We start from the raw sequence: 16,583 nt of genomic DNA on the forward strand, positions 1-16,583 counted from the left end.
TTTTGCGCATGTCGAGGGCCGACGGAGAGCGAAATGACCGCTCCTCGGTCCAGTCCGTCGACAGGGCGGTGACGATCTTGGAGATCCTCGCCGCGCGGGGCGAGGCCGGCATCACCGAGATCGCCGAGGAGCTCGGCGTCCACAAGTCGACGGCCTCCCGGCTGGTGTCGGCGCTGCAGCGTCGCGGTCTGCTCGAGCAGCTCGGCGACCGCGGGAAGTACGCCCTGAGCTTCGGGGTCGTCCGCCTGGCCGCCGCGACGACCGGCCGGATGGACCTCGCCCGCCTCGGGCAGCCGACCTGTCAGGCGCTCGCGGAGGTCATCGGCGAGACGGTGAACCTCGCGGTGTCCGACGGCGAGGCGGCGATCAACGTCGCCCAGGAGTTCGGCAACTCCGCGGTGAGCACGCAGAACTGGGTCGGCCGGCGGACGCCGCTGCACGCCACGTCGGCGGGCAAGGTGCTGCTCGCGTACATGGACGAGGCCGAGCAGCGGACCGTCCTGCGGCGCCGGCTGCCCCGCTACACCGAGGCCACCATCACCGAGCCCGCGGCCCTGCGCGCCGAGCTGGCCCGCGTGGTCGACGAGGGCTACGCGCGCTCCTTCGAGGAGCTCGAGGTCGGGATGCACGCCGTGGCGGTCCCGGTGTGGGCCCACGACGGGAACGTGGTGTCGGCGCTGTCCGCCTCCGGGCCGTCGTACCGGCTGCCCCGCCGTCGTGCGCGGGCGGTCGTCGCGGACATGCGCGAGGCGGCGCGGGAGCTCTCGGCGAAGCTCGGCTGGGTCGAGCCGAGCGGGGGCGGACCGCTGCGCTGATCGGCGCAGCGACTCTGACGCTCCGTGTCTGGACGGAGTACTCCGTGCCCGTCACCGGGGAACGTCCTCGTTACGCTCCGCCTCTGATCTCTTGACAGCTTTCCGTCCGGCGTCCCACGGTGTTGCCACAAGCAGAACGTGTTGCGTAAAACGCAACACGAGTGGGATGACTCGCCCGAGCGGGAGACGCCATGGGACCTCGCGTGGTCATCGTCGGAGCCGGCATCGTCGGCTGCTCCCTCGCCGACGAGCTCACGGCACGCGGATGGACCAGGGTCACCGTGCTCGAGCAGGGCGAGGCGGTGCGCACCGGCGGCTCGACCTCGCACGCCCCCGGCCTGGTCTTCCAGACCACGGGCCACCCGACGATGACCCGCCTCGCCCGCGCCACCACCGCGAAGTACGGCTCGCTGCGGCTCGACGGGCGGGCCTGCTTCCGGCCGGTCGGCGGGCTCGAGGTGGCCGCCGGGCGGGAGCGGCTCGCCGACCTGCGTCGTCGCCACGGCTGGGCCACCGCGGCCGGCATCGAGAGCCACCTGCTCGATCCGGGCGAGTGCGCCGCCCTGCACCCCCTGATCGACCGGGAGGTCGTCCTCGGCGGCCTGCACGTCCCCTCCGACGGCGTGGCCGTCCCGCTCGGTGCCGCCGAGGCCCAGGCGCGCGCGGCCGCCGCGCGGGGGGCCGAGTTCCGGTACGGCGTGCGGGTCACCGGGATCGACACCGCCGGCGGACGGGTCCGCGGCGTCGAGACCGACGACGGGCGGGTGGCGGCGGAGATCGTCGTCGCCGCGGCCGGGATGTGGGGTCCGCTGGTCGGCGCGATGGCCGGCGTCACCGTGCCGCTCACACCGATGGCGCACCAGTACGCGTGGACGACCCCCATGCGCGAGCTCGACGTCCTGCAGAAGCTGCGCGGCCTCGTCGACCCGGGCGGCGCGGTGTTCCCGACGCTGCGTCACCCGGACGCCGATCTCTCCGTCCGTGAGCACGGCGACCGGCTGGGCGTCGGGGCGTCCGGCCACCGCGCGATGCCCGCCGACCCCGCCGGCCTGGACCGTCCGGGCCCCGACCGCGGCGGCATGCCCAGCGAGCGCACGTTCACCGACCTCGACTTCGAGCCGAGCTGGAACGCCGCCCAGGCCCTGCTGCCGGCTCTCGCGGACGCCAAGGTCGAGCGCGGGGTGAACGGCCTGGTCCCGGTCACCCCGGACGGGATGCCGCTGCTCGGCGAGACGCGGGTGCCCGGCTTCTGGCTGGCCGAGGCCGTGGGGGCCACCCACTCCGCGGGCGTGGCACAGGCCCTCGTGAGCTGGATGGTCGACGGGGTGCCGTCGCTGCCGGGCCCCGACGGCGGGTCCGCGCCCGTCGACCTCTCCGCCGCCCACCACGACCGCTTCGACCCGGCCCTGCTCGCGCCCACCACCGTGCGCAGCCGGGCCTGCCGGTCCTTCGACGAGATCGACGACATCGCGCACCCCCAGCGCCTCTCGACGTCGTCGCGCCCGCCGCGGGCCGGGCCGTTCGAGGCGCGCCACCGCGAGCTCGGTGCCGTGGTGGCCGAGCTCGACGGCTGGGCCGTCCCCGCGTGGTTCGGCGACAACGCCGACCTGCCCGAGGTCTGCGAGGTCCGCCCGCGCCGGGCCTGGGCGGGACGGCACTGGTCGCCGATCGCCGGGGCCGAGGCGCTGGTGGTCCGCCGGGCCGTCGCGGTGGTCGACCTCACGAGCCGCCACCGGCTGGAGGTCACCGGCCCGAACGCGCTCGGTCTACTCCAGCAGCTGGCCACCGTCGACCTCGACCGGCCGGTCGGGACGCGCACCCGCGCGCTCGCCCTCGACCGGGCCGGGCGCATCCACGCGGATCTCGACGTCGCCCGCCTCGGCGCCGACCGGTTCGCCGTGGGGGTGGCGACCCGCCTCGAGGCCCGGTGGCTCGCCGAGCACGCCCTCGGTGCCGTCGAGGTCGCCGACGTGACCGGCGGGACCTGTTCGCTGGGGGTGTGGGGCCCGGCCGCCGGGGTGCTGCTCTCGCGGCTGAGCGACCCGTCGGGTCGTGGGTGGGCGGCGGACGCCCTCGAGACGCACGTCGGGGCGGTCCCGGTCCTGGCGCTGCGCGGTACACCCGCCGGGGTCGACGGCGTCGAGCTGTGGACCGGCGCCGACCTCGGCGCCGCGCTGTGGGACGTCCTCTGGGACGCCGGCGCGACCCTCGGGGTGGTGGCCGCGGGAGCCCGCGCCGTGACCAGCCTGCTCGTCGAGGCCGGGCACCGGACCCTCGGGCTCGGCCTGGACACGGAGCTCACTCCGCCGGAGGCGGGGTTGGAGCATCTGGTCGATCCGGGTAAGGGTCTGTTCCTCGGGCGGGCCGGCGCTCTCGCTGCGCCGGAGCGTCGGCTGGTGACCCTCGCGCTCGACGATCCGGGCGAGGTCGTCGTCGGCGACGAGCCCGTCCTCGCCGGCGACGAGTGCGTGGGGCGGGTGTCCGCGGCCGAGGTCTCGCACACCGAGGACATGTCGCTGGCGCTGGCGGCGGTGCCGTCGGCGCTCGCTGTCGAGGGCACGGAGCTGGCCGTGGAGTACTTCGGGCGTCGGCTGCCGGCGCGGGTCGTGGTGCGCGAGGTGCTCTGAGGCGGCTCGTGTCGGGGCGCGGTGTGCTGCGAGAGGCACTTGAGGCAGGTCGGCGCCGGGTTCGGGGTGCGTGGTGTGCCCGTCGTCGAGCCCCGGGTCGGACGGTCGCGTCCTGACCCCCGGATCGACTCCGCTGGTCGGCGCAACGCGGCCTGTGGACCGCCCGAGTTGTCCACAGGCAGGCGCGGTCGACGTTGTGTCCAGCTCTCCGGTACGGCGACCGTGGTCGTCATGCGCGAGATGATCAGGGTGCGGGAGACGGACCAGGAGCTGCGGATCCAGGTGCTGGACGGGCGGGCCTACGTCGCGATCATGGCCGTCGACGAGCCGGAGGTCACCGAGGAGTGGTCGCGGGCGGTATCGCTGCCCGCCCGGCGGCTCCACGCGCTGCTGCGGGCGGCCTGGGCCGACGACCAGTACGGCACCCTCGGCCCGCTCGACCCCCCGCTGTCGCCGCCCGACGAGCCGTACCCCGACGACGCGGACGACGATCCCTTCCGCGAGGAACGGGTCCGGTTCGGCTGGCGTGACGACTGGCCCGACGGCCGGTACGGCGCGCCGGGGGAGGTGCTGCCGTTCCCCTACCGCGATGCCCGCGCCCGCCCCGCTCACTGCGGGCAGCCGTGGCGGGCCGAGGAGGAGAGCGCCCTGCGGCAGGGATGGCTCGAGGCCGACCCGACCCGGCCCCGGTGGCAGGTCCTCGACGAGCTCGCCGCCCGGCTGGGTCGCACGGCCGCGGCGGTCGGGGTCCGGCTCCAGCGCGTCGGGTGCTCCCCGTCCGACCGCGGGTCGGGGCGGGAGGTGACCGGCACGGACACCGGCGCCGGCGACCAGGAGTCGGCTCGTGGCCCCGCGGTCCGGGACGCTCCTGCTCCGGCCTGACCAGTGACGACGGGGTGATCGGGGAGGATCACTCCCATGGACACCCCACCGGCCGTCGAGTTGCACGTCCACGTCGAGGGCACCCTGGAGCCCGAGCTCATCCTGGAGCTGGCCGAGCGCCGCGGGGTCGCCCTGCCGTACGCCGACCTCGACGACCTGCGGGCCCGCTACGCCTTCACCGACCTCCCGCACTTCCTCGACCTCTACTACGCGAACATGGCCGTGCTGTGCACCGCCGAGGACTTCGCCGCGATTACCGCCGCGTACCTCGAGCGGGCGGCGGCGGGTGGGGTCCGGCACGTGGAGCTGTTCGTCGACCCGCAGGCCCACCTGGCGCGCGGGGTGCCGCTCGAGGCTGTGCTCGAGGGCGTGTCGGGTGCGCTCGCCGACGCGCCGTCCGGCATGACCACCGGACTGATCCCGTGTTTCCTGCGCGACCGCCCGGCCACCGAGGCCGCCGAGGTCCTCGACTCGCTCGTCCGCTCCTCGACGCCGCTGCTGGGGATCGGGCTCGACTCGGCGGAGGTCGGGCACCCGCCCGCACAGTTCGCCGAGGTGTACGCCCGGGCCCGCGCGGAGGGCCTGCACCTGGTCGCGCACGCGGGGGAGGAGGGCCCGGCGTCCTACGTCCGGGACGCGCTCGACGTGCTCGGGGTGGAGCGGGTCGACCACGGCATCCGCAGCCTCGACGACCCTGCTCTAGTCCGGCGGCTGGCCGAGGAGGCGGTGCCGCTGACCGTGTGCCCGTTCTCGAACGTGCGGCTGCGCACCGTCGACACCCTCGCCGACCACCCGCTGCCTCGGATGCTCGACGCCGGCCTCGCGGTGAGCGTGCACTCCGACGACCCGGCGTACTTCGGCGGCTACGTCGACGACAACCACCGGGCGGTGGCCGACACCCTCGCCCTGACCCCGGACCAGGTCCGGACGCTCGCCGACAACGCCGTCGAGGCGGCGTTCGTCGACGACGCGCGGCGCGTCGAGCTGCGCGCCGAGGTCGCGGCCTGGGCGGGCGCCTGACCCCGGAGCCCGGCCGGGATCAGCCTTCGGCGTGCGCCCAGAGCAGGAACGCCGCGGCGTCGTCGAGGTCACTGAATCCCGCGCCGAGGGCGTCGACGAGCAGGTCGTTCGACCCGCAGGCGACCCTCCCGGAGGTGTGCCGCGCCCGGTCGACGGCCGGGATCTCGACGCCCAGCACCGTGCGGGCGATGTCGCGCTTGCCCTCGCCGCCGGGGCCGCTGTCGACGCGCAGCAGCGGCAGGAAGCGGTCGGGACGGGCCACCGCCAGCACGTGCGTGAGGATCGACTCGCGGACGCCGCCCATCGAGTAGGGCGAGCGCTGCTCGGCGAGCGCGGTGAACCGGTCCTCGAGCGGCGGGTCGTCGGGGGCGCCCCCGTCGGCCCCGCCCTCGTCGTCGCCGCTCTCGCCGCGCAGCAGGTACTCGACCACGTTGCGGAACCGCTCCGACGCGTCCCGGTCCCCGAGGCGGCGCCACTCCCGGGAGAACGAGCTGGTGTTCCCGGAGAGGGCGAGCACGTCGGTGGTGACGAAGTCCTTGAGCTGGCCCGGCTCCGCGTGCGGCAGGCCGGCGCGGCTGAACATCAGCTCGTACAGCCGGCGGAAGTCCGCGGCGTAGGGGTCGGGTCGCGGGCGCTGCCGGGGCCAGGCCCCCTTGAGCGAGGCCAGGCGTTGGAGGGACTCGCCCGGCACGTCGTCGAGGGTCGGGAACCGAACGACGACGGGAGGTGCGGCTGGGGTGGACGGCGTCACCGGGCGGGTCGCGCCGGTGGTGCCCGTCGAGCCCGACCGGGTGCCGGTCGCCCGCGAGGCCCGCGGTGTCGTGGGCCTCGCCGCCTTCGGAGGCTTCGGTGTCACCGCGCGCGGCGACACCGGCTTCGCGCCGAGGAACCAGTGGTGGTCACAGGCTCCGCACTTCATCTCGTTGCGCCCGTCGTCCGCCATCCCGACGTACTCCGCGGCAGCGGCCTCGCAGCTGGGACACGCCAGCGCCATCGGTCTCCCCTCGTCGCCCGCCCTGTTCCATCATGCCCGGCGGTCGTGGGCGCCGCGGGACGGGTCGGCCTCTCACGCCCGCAGCCGCAGGCCCTTCGGGCTGTTGCGGAACCCGGCCTCGGACAGTGCCTCCGCGAGGACCCCGTCGAGGGCGCCCGAGCCGTCGGTCCGCTCGACCGAGAGCCCACCGAGCCAGCCGTCACGGACCGCCGCGGAGAGCGCGTTGGCCGCCCCGGTCAGGGTCTCGAGGTCGTCGGTGAAGGACAGCAGGGACTTCCCGCCCCGCTCCACGTAGATCGTCGGCTCGCCGTCGGTGAGCACGACGAGCGCCCCGGCCTTGCGTCCCGGACGGTGCCCGGTGGTGCCGTCCTGCGCGGCGCGCGTCTGCGGCCAGTCCAGCGCGGCGCCCCAGGGCTGAGCCGGGTCCGTCGCCGCGAGCACCACCGCGGCCTGGCCCCGGGCGGAGGCGTCGTCGTCGTGCGAGGTCGCCCGGAGCCGGTCGATCGCGCCGGGCACCGCGAACTGCGCCGCGCCCAGCCCCTCGACGACGTAGCCACGCCGGCAGCGCCCGGACTCCTCCATCGCCCGCAGGACCGGGTAGATGCCGGCGAACCCGCCGCCGATCCGCTCGGTCTCCAGCGCCCCGCGGGTGAGCACCCCGTGCCGTTCCAGGAACGACTCGGTCCGTGCCTGCGCCCGCCGCGTCGCGTCGGACTCGCGCGGCGGCACCCGCGACCAGCGCCCGGCCGCCGTCGGGGGACCGGTGCGTGAGGGCATCTGCGGGCGCCCGACCCGTGCGTACCGCCCCCGCGAGGGAGCGCGTCGTCGTTGGTGGGCCGCGCCCCGGCTCTTCCCGGCCGACCGCGCGCCCCCGCCGGAGACCAGCGACCGGACCGGCGCGAGCGTGTCGTTCGTGGCATGACCGGCCCAGACGAGGTCCCAGAGCGCCTCGACGGTGGTCGGGTCGTCCGGGATCGTCTCGTCGGTGTCGCGCAGGATCGTCCCGGCGCGGTCGGCGAGCTGGCGGAAGAACAGCGCGCCCCCGCCCTCGACCGGCCCCAGGGCCTCGAGCAGCGCCCGGTGCAGCGGGGAGTCGGCGAGATCGTCCTCCGGGTCGGGCAGCATGAGATCGGCGACGTCGGTCGGGGCGACCGCGAGCCACCCGTCGCCGCCGGCGAGCGTCCCGCAGCCGGTCCAGGTCACCTCACCGGCGCTGGTCAGCTCGTCGAGGAGGGCGGGCTGGTAGCCGGGCAGCCGCGCGGGCAGCACCAGCGACTCCCACGCGCTCGCCGGGATCGGTGAGCCGGCGAGCTGCTCGACCACGCCGAGGACGTCGTCGGGTCCGGGCGCCCGCCGGCGACGTTCGCCGATCCCGTGCCACGTCGGCAGGAAGCGTCCGAGGGCGGCCGGCTCGACCGGTTCGACCTCCGCCCGCAGCCGCGCCAGCGAGCCCCGCCGGATCCGGCGCAGCACCTCGGCGTCGCAGAAGTCGACCGTGCCGCCGCCCTCGACGGTCTCCTGCCCGCCCGGCACCACGGGCGCGTCGGTGGGCCGCAGCTCCCCGCGGACGAGCCGCCCGGCGCCGGCCATCCGCTCGAGCACCGCGGTCACGACCGCCACGCCGAGCCCGAACCGCCGCGCGGCGGCCGCCGCCGGGAAGGGTCCCCGGGTGCGGGCGTAGCGGGCGAGCAGGTCGCCCAGCGGGTCGGCGACGGGCTCGGTGAACGCCTCGGGCACCCCCACCGGCAGACCCGCGCCGAGGGCGTCGCGCAGCCGGCCGGCGTCCTCGATCGCCACCCACCGCGACTCGCCGGCGACCTTCACCCGGATCGCCCGGCGGGCCGACTCGAGCTCGGTGAGCCACTCCTCGCGGACCCCGCGCGCGGCCGCCTCGGCGGTGGTCAGGTCGCCGACGAAACGCAGCAGGTCGGCGGTGCCCTCGGCGTCGCGGATGTGGCGCTCGGGGTCGGTGCGCTGCAGCCCGGCCTCGATCTCGGCGACGACCTCGGCGTCGAGCAGCTCCCGGATGGCCTCCGAGCCGAGCAGCTCGGCGAGCAGGTTGGAGTCCAGCGAGAGCGCTGCCGCCCGCCGCTCGGCCAGCGGGGCGTCCATCTCGTAGAGGAACATCCCGACGTAGCCGAACATCAGCGTCCGCGCGAACGGTGAGGCCGACGGCGTCGCCACGTCGACCACCTGGACCGACCGCGACCGCACGTCACGCATCAGCTCGGCCAGGCCCGGGACGTCGTACACGTCCTGAAGACACTCGCGGAACGTCTCCAGCACCACCGGGAACTGCTCGTACTTCGAGGCCACCGAGAGCAGCTGCGAGGCCCGCTGACGCTGCTGCCACAGCGGGGTCCGGCGGGTCGGGTCGCGGCGGGGGAGCAGCAGCGAGCGGGCCGCGCACTCCCGGAACCGGGCCGCGAACAGCGCCGACCCGCTCACCTCCGCCGTCACCAGCTGGTCGACCTCGTCGGGGTCGAGCAGCACGTCCTCGGCGCCCGGCAGGATCTCCTCGCCCGCGTCGTCGAGGGTGTCGGGCAGCCGCAGCACGATCCCGTCGTCCGCGGAGGCGGCCGAGACCTCCAGGCCGCGCTGCTCCCGGAACCGGGCGGCGATGGCCAGCGCCCACGGCGCGTTGACCTGCGCCCCGAACGGCGAGTGCACGACGATCCGCCAGTCGCCCAGCTCGTCGCGGAAGCGCTCCACGACGATCGTGCGGTCGCTCGGGACGTGGCGCGTCGCGTCGCGCTGCTCTCCGAGGTAGGAGACCAGGTTGTCGACGGCCCAGGGATCGAGCCCGGCCTCCACGGCCCGGGCGCGGGCGTCGGACTCGTCGGCCGCCGCGACCTCGCGGACGAACGCGCCGAGCGCCCGGCCCAGCTCGAGCGGACGGCCGGGTGCGTCGCCCTTCCAGAACGGCATCCGTGCCGGCACGCCGGGCGCGGGCTCGGCGATGACGCGGTCGCGCGTGATGTCGAGGACCCGCCAGCTCGTGGAGCCGAGCAGGAACGTGTCGCCCGCGCGGGACTCGTAGACCATCTCCTCGTCGAGCTCGCCGACGCGGCTGCCGCCGGTGCCGTTCTCCCCGGAGCCGGGGGTGACGACGGTGTAGAGGCCGCGGTCGGGGATGGTGCCGCCGGAGGTGACGGCGAGCCGCTGGGCGCCCGGCCGACCGGCGAGCTCGTCCGTGACGCGGTCCCAGGTGATGCGCGGCCGCAGCTCGCCGAAGTCCTCGCTGGGGTAGCGGCCGGCGAGCATGTCGAGCACCGAGGTCATCGCGGAGTCCGGCAGGCCGGAGAAGGGGGCGGCCCGGCGGACGAGCGCGGTGAGGTCGGACAGCGACCAGTTCTCCATCGCGGTGATGGCGACGACGTGCTGGGCGAGGACGTCCAGCGGGTTGCGCGGGTAGCGCATCGCCTCGATCTTCCCGCCGGCCATGCGCTCGGCGACCACCGCGCAGGAGACCAGGTCCCCGCGGTACTTCGGGAACACCACGCCCTCGGACACGGCGCCGACCTGGTGGCCCGCGCGCCCGACCCGCTGCAGCCCGCTCGCCACCGACGGCGGCGCCTCGACCTGGATCACCAGGTCGACCGCGCCCATGTCGATGCCCAGCTCCAGGCTCGACGTGGCCACGACGCACGGCAGCTGCCCGGACTTCAGTGCCTCTTCCACCAGCGTGCGCTGCGTGCGGCTCATCGAGCCGTGGTGGGCGCGCGCGACGATCACCTCGGCCGGCTCGGCGACCCCGGACTGGCCGACCGCCTCGGCCGGGAAGGGACCGGTCCGGCCCGGCCGCGCCGGGCCGGCGTCGTCGGAACCCTCGCCGTCAGGCGCCTCGTCGTCGGAACCCTCGTCGTCGGGCCCGTCGTCCTCGTCGTCGAGGTCGATCGGCTCCCGCTCCGCCTCCTTCGCCGCCGCGCGTTCGGTGGCGAGCTCGTTGATCCGCGCGGTGAGCCGTTCGGCGAGGCGGCGGGAGTTGGCGAACACGATCGTCGAGCGGTGGCCCTCCACGAGATCGAGGATCTTCTCCTGCACCGCGGGCCAGATCGAGGCCCGCTGCGCCGCCCCGGCAGCGGATCCCTCGACCTCCTCCTCGACCCCCGGACCCGACTGGTTGTCGCCGGCGTCGAGCGCACTCATGTCCTCGACCGGCACGACGACGCCCACCTGCACCGTCTTCGGCGTCTCCGGCTGGACGACCCGGACCGGGCGTCCGCCGGCGAGGAACGTCGAGACCTCCTCCACGGGGCGCACCGTGGCGGAGAGACCGATGCGCTGGGCGGGCGAGTCGAGCAGTGCGTCGAGGCGCTCCAGCGAGAGCGCGAGGTGGGCGCCGCGCTTCGAGGCCAGCACGGCGTGCACCTCGTCGACGATCACCGTCTCGACCCCGCGCAGGGACTCCCGCGCGGCTGAGGCGAGCAGCAGGAACAGCGACTCGGGGGTGGTGACGAGGACGTCCGGCGGGGTGCGCGCGAACGACCGGCGCTCGTCGGCCGGGGTGTCCCCGGTGCGCGAGGCGACGCGGATGTCCGGTTCCGGGCGCCCCAGCCGGTGGCTGGCCTGGCGCAGGCCGGCCAGCGGCGAGCGCAGGTTGCGCTGGACGTCGACCGTCAACGCCTTCATCGGCGAGACGTAGAGGACGCGGCAGCGGCGCTGCGGCTCCTCGGGGATCGGGGCGGCGGCGAGCCGGTCGAGCGCCCAGAGGAAAGCGGCGAGCGTCTTGCCGGACCCGGTGGGCGCGACGACGAGCGCGTGCTCGCCGTCGGCGACCGCGTCCCAGGCGCCGGCCTGTGCGGCGGTCGGCGCCCCGAACGCGCCGGAGAACCAGTCGCGCGTGGCGGGGGAGAAGCGTTCGAGCACGCCCTCGGGGATGGTCACGCCCCCATGGTGCCCGCGGGGTCCGACAGTGACCCGTCAGCGTGGTCCGGTCAGCGTCCGCGCTGCGAGAACCACCAGCGCAGCAGCACGACGAGCGCCGAGACCACGGCCAGCACCGAGACGACCTGCCAGAGCCAGGCCGGACCCGTGGAGTGCAGGTCGAGCCCGAGCGTCAGGGGGTCCACCCGGTCGACGCTACCCGTCGCGGCGATGCCGGTCCCGGTGTGCGGAGCCCCGTCCCCCGGGGTTCCGCCGGTGGACGCGGTCCCTACCCTCGGAAGGGTGCGTCTGACCCACTTCCGGCAGCTGATGGAGGACGAGTTCGGCGCGGTCCGCGCCGGGTCGATCAGCCGTGACCACGTGTTCTCCGCACTCGACGGTCGGACCGTCGCGCAGGCGCTCGAGGGCGGGACGGAGCCCCGCGAGGTGTGGCGGGCGGTGTGCGCCGAGTTCGAGGTGCCCGCCGAACGCCGATGACGCGGATTTCCCGGCGTGTCCCCCTCGGGGATCGAACATCTGTTCGTCTACTCTGAACGTCCGACGCGGTCATCCACAGCGGCACCGACCGCCCGATCCGTCCACAGCCGAACACCGCAGGCACCCACGATGTCGGACCCCCGGCCTAGCGTCCTGAAGCGACCGGACCGACCGGATCCGAACACCCGTCCCGAGGGGGAACCCCGAATGCCTCAGGCACCGGACCGCGACAAGGCGCTGGAGCTGGCGCTCGCGCAGATCGACAAGCAGTTCGGCAAGGGCTCGGTCATGCGGCTGGGCGACGAGGGCCGTGCGCCGGTCAGCGTCATCCCGACCGGCTCGATCGCCCTGGACGTCGCGCTCGGCGTGGGCGGTCTGCCCCGCGGCCGCGTCGTCGAGGTCTACGGCCCGGAGTCGTCCGGCAAGACGACGGTGGCGCTGCACGCGGTCGCCAACGCGCAGGCCGCGGGCGGGGTGGCCGCGTTCATCGACGCCGAGCACGCACTGGACCCGGAGTACGCGAAGGCCCTCGGCGTCGACACCGACGCGCTGCTGGTGGCCCAGCCGGACACCGGCGAGCAGGCGCTCGAGATCCTGGACATGCTGATCCGCTCGAATGCGCTGGACATCGTCGTCATCGACTCGGTGGCCGCGCTCGTGCCGCGCGCAGAGATCGAGGGCGACATGGGCGACAGCCACGTCGGCCTGCAGGCCCGCCTGATGAGCCAGGCGCTGCGCAAGATCACCGGCGCGCTGAGCCACTCGGGCACCACGGCGATCTTCATCAACCAGCTGCGCGAGAAGGTCGGCGTGATGTTCGGCTCGCCGGAGACGACCACCGGTGGCCGCGCGCTGAAGTTCTACTCCTCGGTCCGCCTGGACATCCGCCGGATCGAGACGCTCAAGGACGGCACCGACGCGGTCGGCAACCGCACCCGCGTCAAGGTCGTGAAGAACAAGGTCGCCCCGCCGTTCAAGCAGGCCGAGTTCGACATGATCTACGGCCACGGCATCTCGAAGGAGGGCTCGCTGATCGACGTGGGCGTGGAGCAGGGCTTCGTCCGCAAGTCGGGCGCCTGGTACACCTACGACGGCGACCAGCTCGGCCAGGGCAAGGAGAACGCCCGGAAGTTCCTCCTGGAGAACCCGGACGTCGCCGGCGAGATCGAGAAGCGCATCAAGGAGAAGCTCGGTGTCGGGCCGAAGCTCGATGCCGACGAGACGACGCCCGCCCCCGTCGACTTCTGACGCGGGTGGCGCAGCTCGGAGGGGGATTCGGCCGACGCCCGCGCCGTCGGGCGCCCGAACCCCCGGACGCCGACGGTCACACCGCCGACGGCCGACCCCGGGACGGGGAGGCGGATCCGCCCGCCGACCCGGAGTCGGCGGCCCGGACGGTCTGCCTGAACCTGCTCACCACGCGCGCCCGCACGCGGGCCGAGCTGGCCGCCGGACTCGAGAGTCGAGGGTTCGACGACGACGTCGCCACCCTGGTGCTCGACCGGCTCGTCGAGGTCGGACTGCTCGACGACGCCGCGTTCGCCGAGCAGTGGGTCGACTCCCGTCACCGCCACCGGGGGCTCGGCCGACGGGCGCTGTCGCAGGAGCTGCGGCGCAAGGGCGTCGACTCCGAGACCGCGGGCGAGGCCGTCGCGGGCCTCGACGCCGACGCCGAGCGGGAGAAGGCGTCCGAGCTGGTCCGTCGCCGGCTCCCGTCACTGGACCGTGTCGAGCCTCAGGCCGCCGCTCGTCGCCTCGTCGGGATGCTCGCCCGGAAGGGCTACGGCGCTGGGCTGGCTTACGACGTCGTACGCACCGAGATGGCCGAGCGCGGCGCCGAGCTCGACGATGCCGAACCGGACCTCGAGGACGAGGAGCCGGTCGCCGGACCACGTCCGTGACCTGCGGCGACGCTCTTCGTCGGAGCCGGTGACCGGGATCACGGGATGATCACCTGTGACCCGGACGACAGGCCGGGAATAAGAGTCGTAATGTGCCCCGCACTACTCGGCTCGGCGCCGTGCGGTTCCCCTCGCCGTGCGCGGTCCCCACCACGACCGCGACCGGACGCGGCGGGCGCATCCGTGCGGGCGCCGTCCGGCTCCGTCGACGAGGACAGGTGCGAGTGACCACCACTGAACGCGACCACGGCGCCAGCCCCCCGATCGCACCGGGGCGCGCCGACATCAAGGCACGCACCCTGCGCCGCGACCGCTGGTGGCTCTCGCCGCTGGTGAATGCGTTGGGCCTGGCGACCTTCGTCGTCTACGCGACGATCCGGTCGTTCTGGGGCTCGGCCTACTTCGTGTCCGAGTACCGCTACCTCTCGCCGTTCTACTCGCCGTGCTTCTCGGCGAGCTGCGTCCCGGGCTCGAGCCACTTCGGGACGTTCCTGCCGGCGTTCCCGCCGTGGATCCCGCTGGCGATCCTGTCGCTGCCGTTCCTGCTCGGCTTCCGGCTCACCTGCTACTACTACCGGAAGTCCTACTACCGGGCGTTCTGGTCCTCGCCGCCGGCGTGCGCCGTGGCCGAGCCGCACTCGAAGTACTCCGGGGAGACGCGCTTCCCGCTGATCCTGCAGAACGCGCACCGGTACTTCTTCTATCTCGCGTTCGTCATCTCGGTCATCAACACCTACGACATGATCGTGGCGTTCGAGACCGGGATCGGGCTCGGGAACATCATCCTGCTGGTGAACGTGGTCGGGCTCTGGCTCTACACCGCCTCGTGCCATTCCTGCCGGCACATCACGGGCGGGCGGCTCAAGCACTTCTCGAGGCACCCGGTGCGTTACAAGATCTGGACGACGGTCTCGAAGCTGAACACGCGCCACATGCTCTTCGCGTGGATCACCATCGGGACGCTGATTCTCACCGACCTCTACATCATGCTCGTCGCGAGCGGCACTATTTCCGACCTGAGGATCGTGAACTGATGGCTCCAGGAACCGAGGCGGCCGGCGCCGCCGGGGGCACCACGCCGGACGTCACCCACCACACCTACGACGTCCTCGTCATCGGGGCCGGGGGTGCCGGGCTGCGCGCGGCCATCGAGGCCCGCATGCGCGGCAAGCGGGTCGCGATCATCTCGAAGTCGCTGTTCGGCAAGGCGCACACCGTCATGGCCGAGGGCGGCATCGCGGCGTCGATGGGGAACGCGAACTCCCGCGACAACTGGGAGGTCCACTTCCGCGACACCATGCGCGGCGGGAAGTTCCTCAACAACTGGCGGATGGCCGAGCTGCACGCCAAGGAAGCACCGTCGAGGGTGTGGGAGCTGGAGACCTACGGGGCGCTCTTCGACCGGACCGCCGAGGGCAAGATCAGCCAGCGCAACTTCGGCGGGCACCAGTTCCCGCGCCTGGCCCACGTCGGCGACCGCACCGGCCTGGAGTTGATCCGCACCCTGCAGCAGAAGATCGTCTCGCTGCAGCAGGAGGACCACGCCCGCACCGGCGACTACGAGTCGGACCTCAAGGTCTTCCACGAGTTCACGGTCACCGAGCTGATCAAGGACGGCGACCGCGTGGCGGGCGCGTTCGGCTACCGGCGCCCGACCGGCGAGTACATCTGCTTCCACGCGGCGGCGGTGGTGCTCGCGACCGGCGGCATCGGCAAGTCGTTCAAGGTCACCAGCAACTCCTGGGAGTACACCGGCGACGGCCACGCGCTGGCGATGCGCGCGGGCGCCACGCTGATCAACATGGAGTTCGTCCAGTTCCACCCCACGGGGATGGTCTGGCCGCCCAGCGTGAAGGGCATCCTCGTCACCGAGTCGGTCCGCGGTGACGGCGGCGTGCTGCGCAACTCCGAGGGCAAGCGCTTCATGTTCGGCTACATCCCCGAGGTGTTCAAGGAGCAGTACGCGACCAGCGAGGAGGAGGGCGACCGCTGGTACACCGACGCCGACAACAACCGTCGGCCCCCGGAGCTGCTGCCCCGCGACGAGGTCGCACGCGCGATCAACAACGAGGTCAAGGAGGGCCGCGGCTCGCCCGCGGGCGGGGTCTTCCTCGACGTCTCGAGCCGGATGCCGGCCGAGACGATCCGCAAACGGCTGCCGTCGATGTATCACCAGTTCAAGGAGCTGGCCGACGTCGACATCACGGCCGGCCCCATGGAGGTCGGACCGACCTGTCACTACGTGATGGGCGGTGTCGAGGTCGACCCCGACACCGCGGCCACCTCGGTGCCCGGGCTCTTCGCGGCGGGTGAGGTCGCCGGCGGGATGCACGGCTCGAACCGTCTCGGCGGCAACTCGCTGTCCGACCTGCTCGTCTTCGGCTGCCGGGCCGGTGCGGGCGCGGCGGAGTACCTCGACGCGCTCCCGACGGCGCCCGCGATCACCACCGAGGCCGTCGACTCGGCCCTGGAGGAGTCGGAGCGGCCGTTCACCGTGCAGGGCGACGAGAACGCCTACACGCTCCACCACGAGCTGCAGCAGACGATGAACGACCTGGTCGGCATCATCCGCCGCGCGGACGAGATGGAGACGGCGCTCAAGCGGCTCGCCGAGCTGACCGATCGCATTCCGCGCGTCGGTGTCGTCGGCGGACGCGCCTACAACCCGGGATGGCACCTGGCCCTCGACCTGCGCAACATGCTGCTGGTCAGCCAGTGCATCGCACTGGCGGCACTCGAGCGGCAGGAGAGCCGTGGCGGCCACACCCGCGACGACTACCCGACGATGGACGAGAACTGGCGTCAGCAGCTGCTGGCGCTCACGTTCGCCCCGGACGCCGAGGGTCTGCAGGTGAAGCTGACCCACCAGGACCAGACGGCGATGCGCTCGGACCTGTTCGACCTCTTCGAGATGGACGAGCTGAAGAAGTACTACACCGGCGACGAGCTCGGCGGGCACCGCGCGGGCCAGGGAGCGTGA

The 16,583-nt window shown here is 73.9% G+C and carries 12 protein-coding genes; 9 read left to right on the forward strand and 3 right to left on the reverse strand.

Going from position 1 to position 16,583, the window contains the following annotated elements:
* Nucleotides 1–8: 8 nt before the first annotated feature.
* The 4 genes from LQ327_RS28110 (at nucleotide 9) to LQ327_RS28125 (ending at nucleotide 5,344) form a co-directional block, all read left to right on the forward strand.
* Nucleotides 9–815, forward strand: coding sequence for an IclR family transcriptional regulator (locus tag LQ327_RS28110; RefSeq protein WP_230739128.1), 807 nt, complete (start codon nucleotides 9–11; stop codon nucleotides 813–815).
* 191 nt (nucleotides 816–1,006) lie between these two features.
* Nucleotides 1,007–3,442, forward strand: coding sequence for an FAD-dependent oxidoreductase (locus LQ327_RS28115; RefSeq protein ID WP_230739130.1), 2,436 nt, complete (start codon nucleotides 1,007–1,009; stop codon nucleotides 3,440–3,442).
* Nucleotides 3,443–3,673: 231 nt separating this feature from the next.
* Nucleotides 3,674–4,324: a hypothetical protein gene (locus LQ327_RS28120; protein ID WP_230739132.1), complete on the forward strand. Its 651-nt coding sequence runs from the start codon at nucleotides 3,674–3,676 to the stop codon at nucleotides 4,322–4,324.
* A gap of 36 nt (nucleotides 4,325–4,360) precedes the next feature.
* A complete protein-coding gene (locus LQ327_RS28125) occupies nucleotides 4,361–5,344 on the forward strand; it encodes an adenosine deaminase (RefSeq protein WP_230739134.1) in 984 nt (327 codons plus the stop codon).
* 19 nt (nucleotides 5,345–5,363) lie between these two features.
* Here LQ327_RS28125 and LQ327_RS28130 read toward each other — a convergent pair whose 3' ends face one another.
* The 3 genes from LQ327_RS28130 to LQ327_RS34310 form a co-directional block, all read right to left on the reverse strand.
* On the reverse strand, nucleotides 5,364–6,338 hold the full coding sequence (locus LQ327_RS28130; protein WP_230739136.1) for a hypothetical protein: 975 nt from the start codon (nucleotides 6,336–6,338) through the stop codon (nucleotides 5,364–5,366).
* A 72-nt stretch (nucleotides 6,339–6,410) separates the two neighbouring features.
* Nucleotides 6,411–11,207, reverse strand: a complete 4,797-nt coding sequence (locus LQ327_RS28135) for an Lhr family helicase (RefSeq protein WP_443611922.1) — start codon at nucleotides 11,205–11,207, stop codon at nucleotides 6,411–6,413.
* Nucleotides 11,208–11,275: 68 nt separating this feature from the next.
* The gene (locus LQ327_RS34310) at nucleotides 11,276–11,410 is read right to left on the reverse strand and encodes a hypothetical protein (protein WP_269071010.1); all 135 of its coding nucleotides are present in this window, start codon (nucleotides 11,408–11,410) and stop codon (nucleotides 11,276–11,278) included.
* A gap of 97 nt (nucleotides 11,411–11,507) precedes the next feature.
* Between LQ327_RS34310 and LQ327_RS28140 the strand changes: the two genes are divergently transcribed.
* The 5 genes from LQ327_RS28140 to LQ327_RS28160 all read left to right on the forward strand — a co-directional run bounded on the left by LQ327_RS28140 (nucleotide 11,508) and on the right by LQ327_RS28160 (nucleotide 16,583).
* A complete protein-coding gene (locus tag LQ327_RS28140; RefSeq protein WP_230739140.1) occupies nucleotides 11,508–11,702 on the forward strand; it encodes a DUF3046 domain-containing protein in 195 nt (64 codons plus the stop codon).
* Between the two features lie 207 nt (nucleotides 11,703–11,909).
* Nucleotides 11,910–12,950 carry a recombinase RecA gene (gene recA, locus LQ327_RS28145; protein WP_230739142.1) on the forward strand — a complete coding sequence of 347 codons (1,041 nt, stop codon included), beginning with the start codon at nucleotides 11,910–11,912 and terminating at the stop codon, nucleotides 12,948–12,950.
* A gap of 5 nt (nucleotides 12,951–12,955) precedes the next feature.
* On the forward strand, nucleotides 12,956–13,603 hold the full coding sequence (gene recX, locus LQ327_RS28150; RefSeq protein WP_372460766.1) for a recombination regulator RecX: 648 nt from the start codon (nucleotides 12,956–12,958) through the stop codon (nucleotides 13,601–13,603).
* Between the two features lie 224 nt (nucleotides 13,604–13,827).
* On the forward strand, nucleotides 13,828–14,637 hold the full coding sequence (gene sdhC / locus LQ327_RS28155; protein WP_372460767.1) for a succinate dehydrogenase subunit SdhC: 810 nt from the start codon (nucleotides 13,828–13,830) through the stop codon (nucleotides 14,635–14,637).
* A complete protein-coding gene (locus LQ327_RS28160; protein WP_230739144.1) occupies nucleotides 14,637–16,583 on the forward strand; it encodes a fumarate reductase/succinate dehydrogenase flavoprotein subunit in 1,947 nt (648 codons plus the stop codon). Before sdhC ends, LQ327_RS28160 begins: the two co-directional genes overlap by 1 nt.

The sequence above is a fragment of the Actinomycetospora endophytica genome (assembly GCF_021026375.1).
Lineage (GTDB): Bacteria > Actinomycetota > Actinomycetes > Mycobacteriales > Pseudonocardiaceae > Actinomycetospora > Actinomycetospora endophytica.

What these genes read in the sequence shown, in the direction of transcription:
- LQ327_RS28120 (WP_230739132.1), top strand. Translation starts at nt 3,674, where the DNA reads ATGCGCGAGATGATCAGGGTGCGGGAGACGGACCAGGAGCTGCGGATC.
- LQ327_RS28160 (WP_230739144.1), top strand. Translation starts at nt 14,637, where the DNA reads ATGGCTCCAGGAACCGAGGCGGCCGGCGCCGCCGGGGGCACCACGCCG.
- LQ327_RS28130 (WP_230739136.1), bottom strand. Translation starts at nt 6,338, where the DNA reads ATGGCGCTGGCGTGTCCCAGCTGCGAGGCCGCTGCCGCGGAGTACGTC.
- LQ327_RS28125 (WP_230739134.1), top strand. Translation starts at nt 4,361, where the DNA reads ATGGACACCCCACCGGCCGTCGAGTTGCACGTCCACGTCGAGGGCACC.
- recA (WP_230739142.1), top strand. Translation starts at nt 11,910, where the DNA reads ATGCCTCAGGCACCGGACCGCGACAAGGCGCTGGAGCTGGCGCTCGCG.
- LQ327_RS28115 (WP_230739130.1), top strand. Translation starts at nt 1,007, where the DNA reads ATGGGACCTCGCGTGGTCATCGTCGGAGCCGGCATCGTCGGCTGCTCC.
- LQ327_RS28110 (WP_230739128.1), top strand. Translation starts at nt 9, where the DNA reads ATGTCGAGGGCCGACGGAGAGCGAAATGACCGCTCCTCGGTCCAGTCC.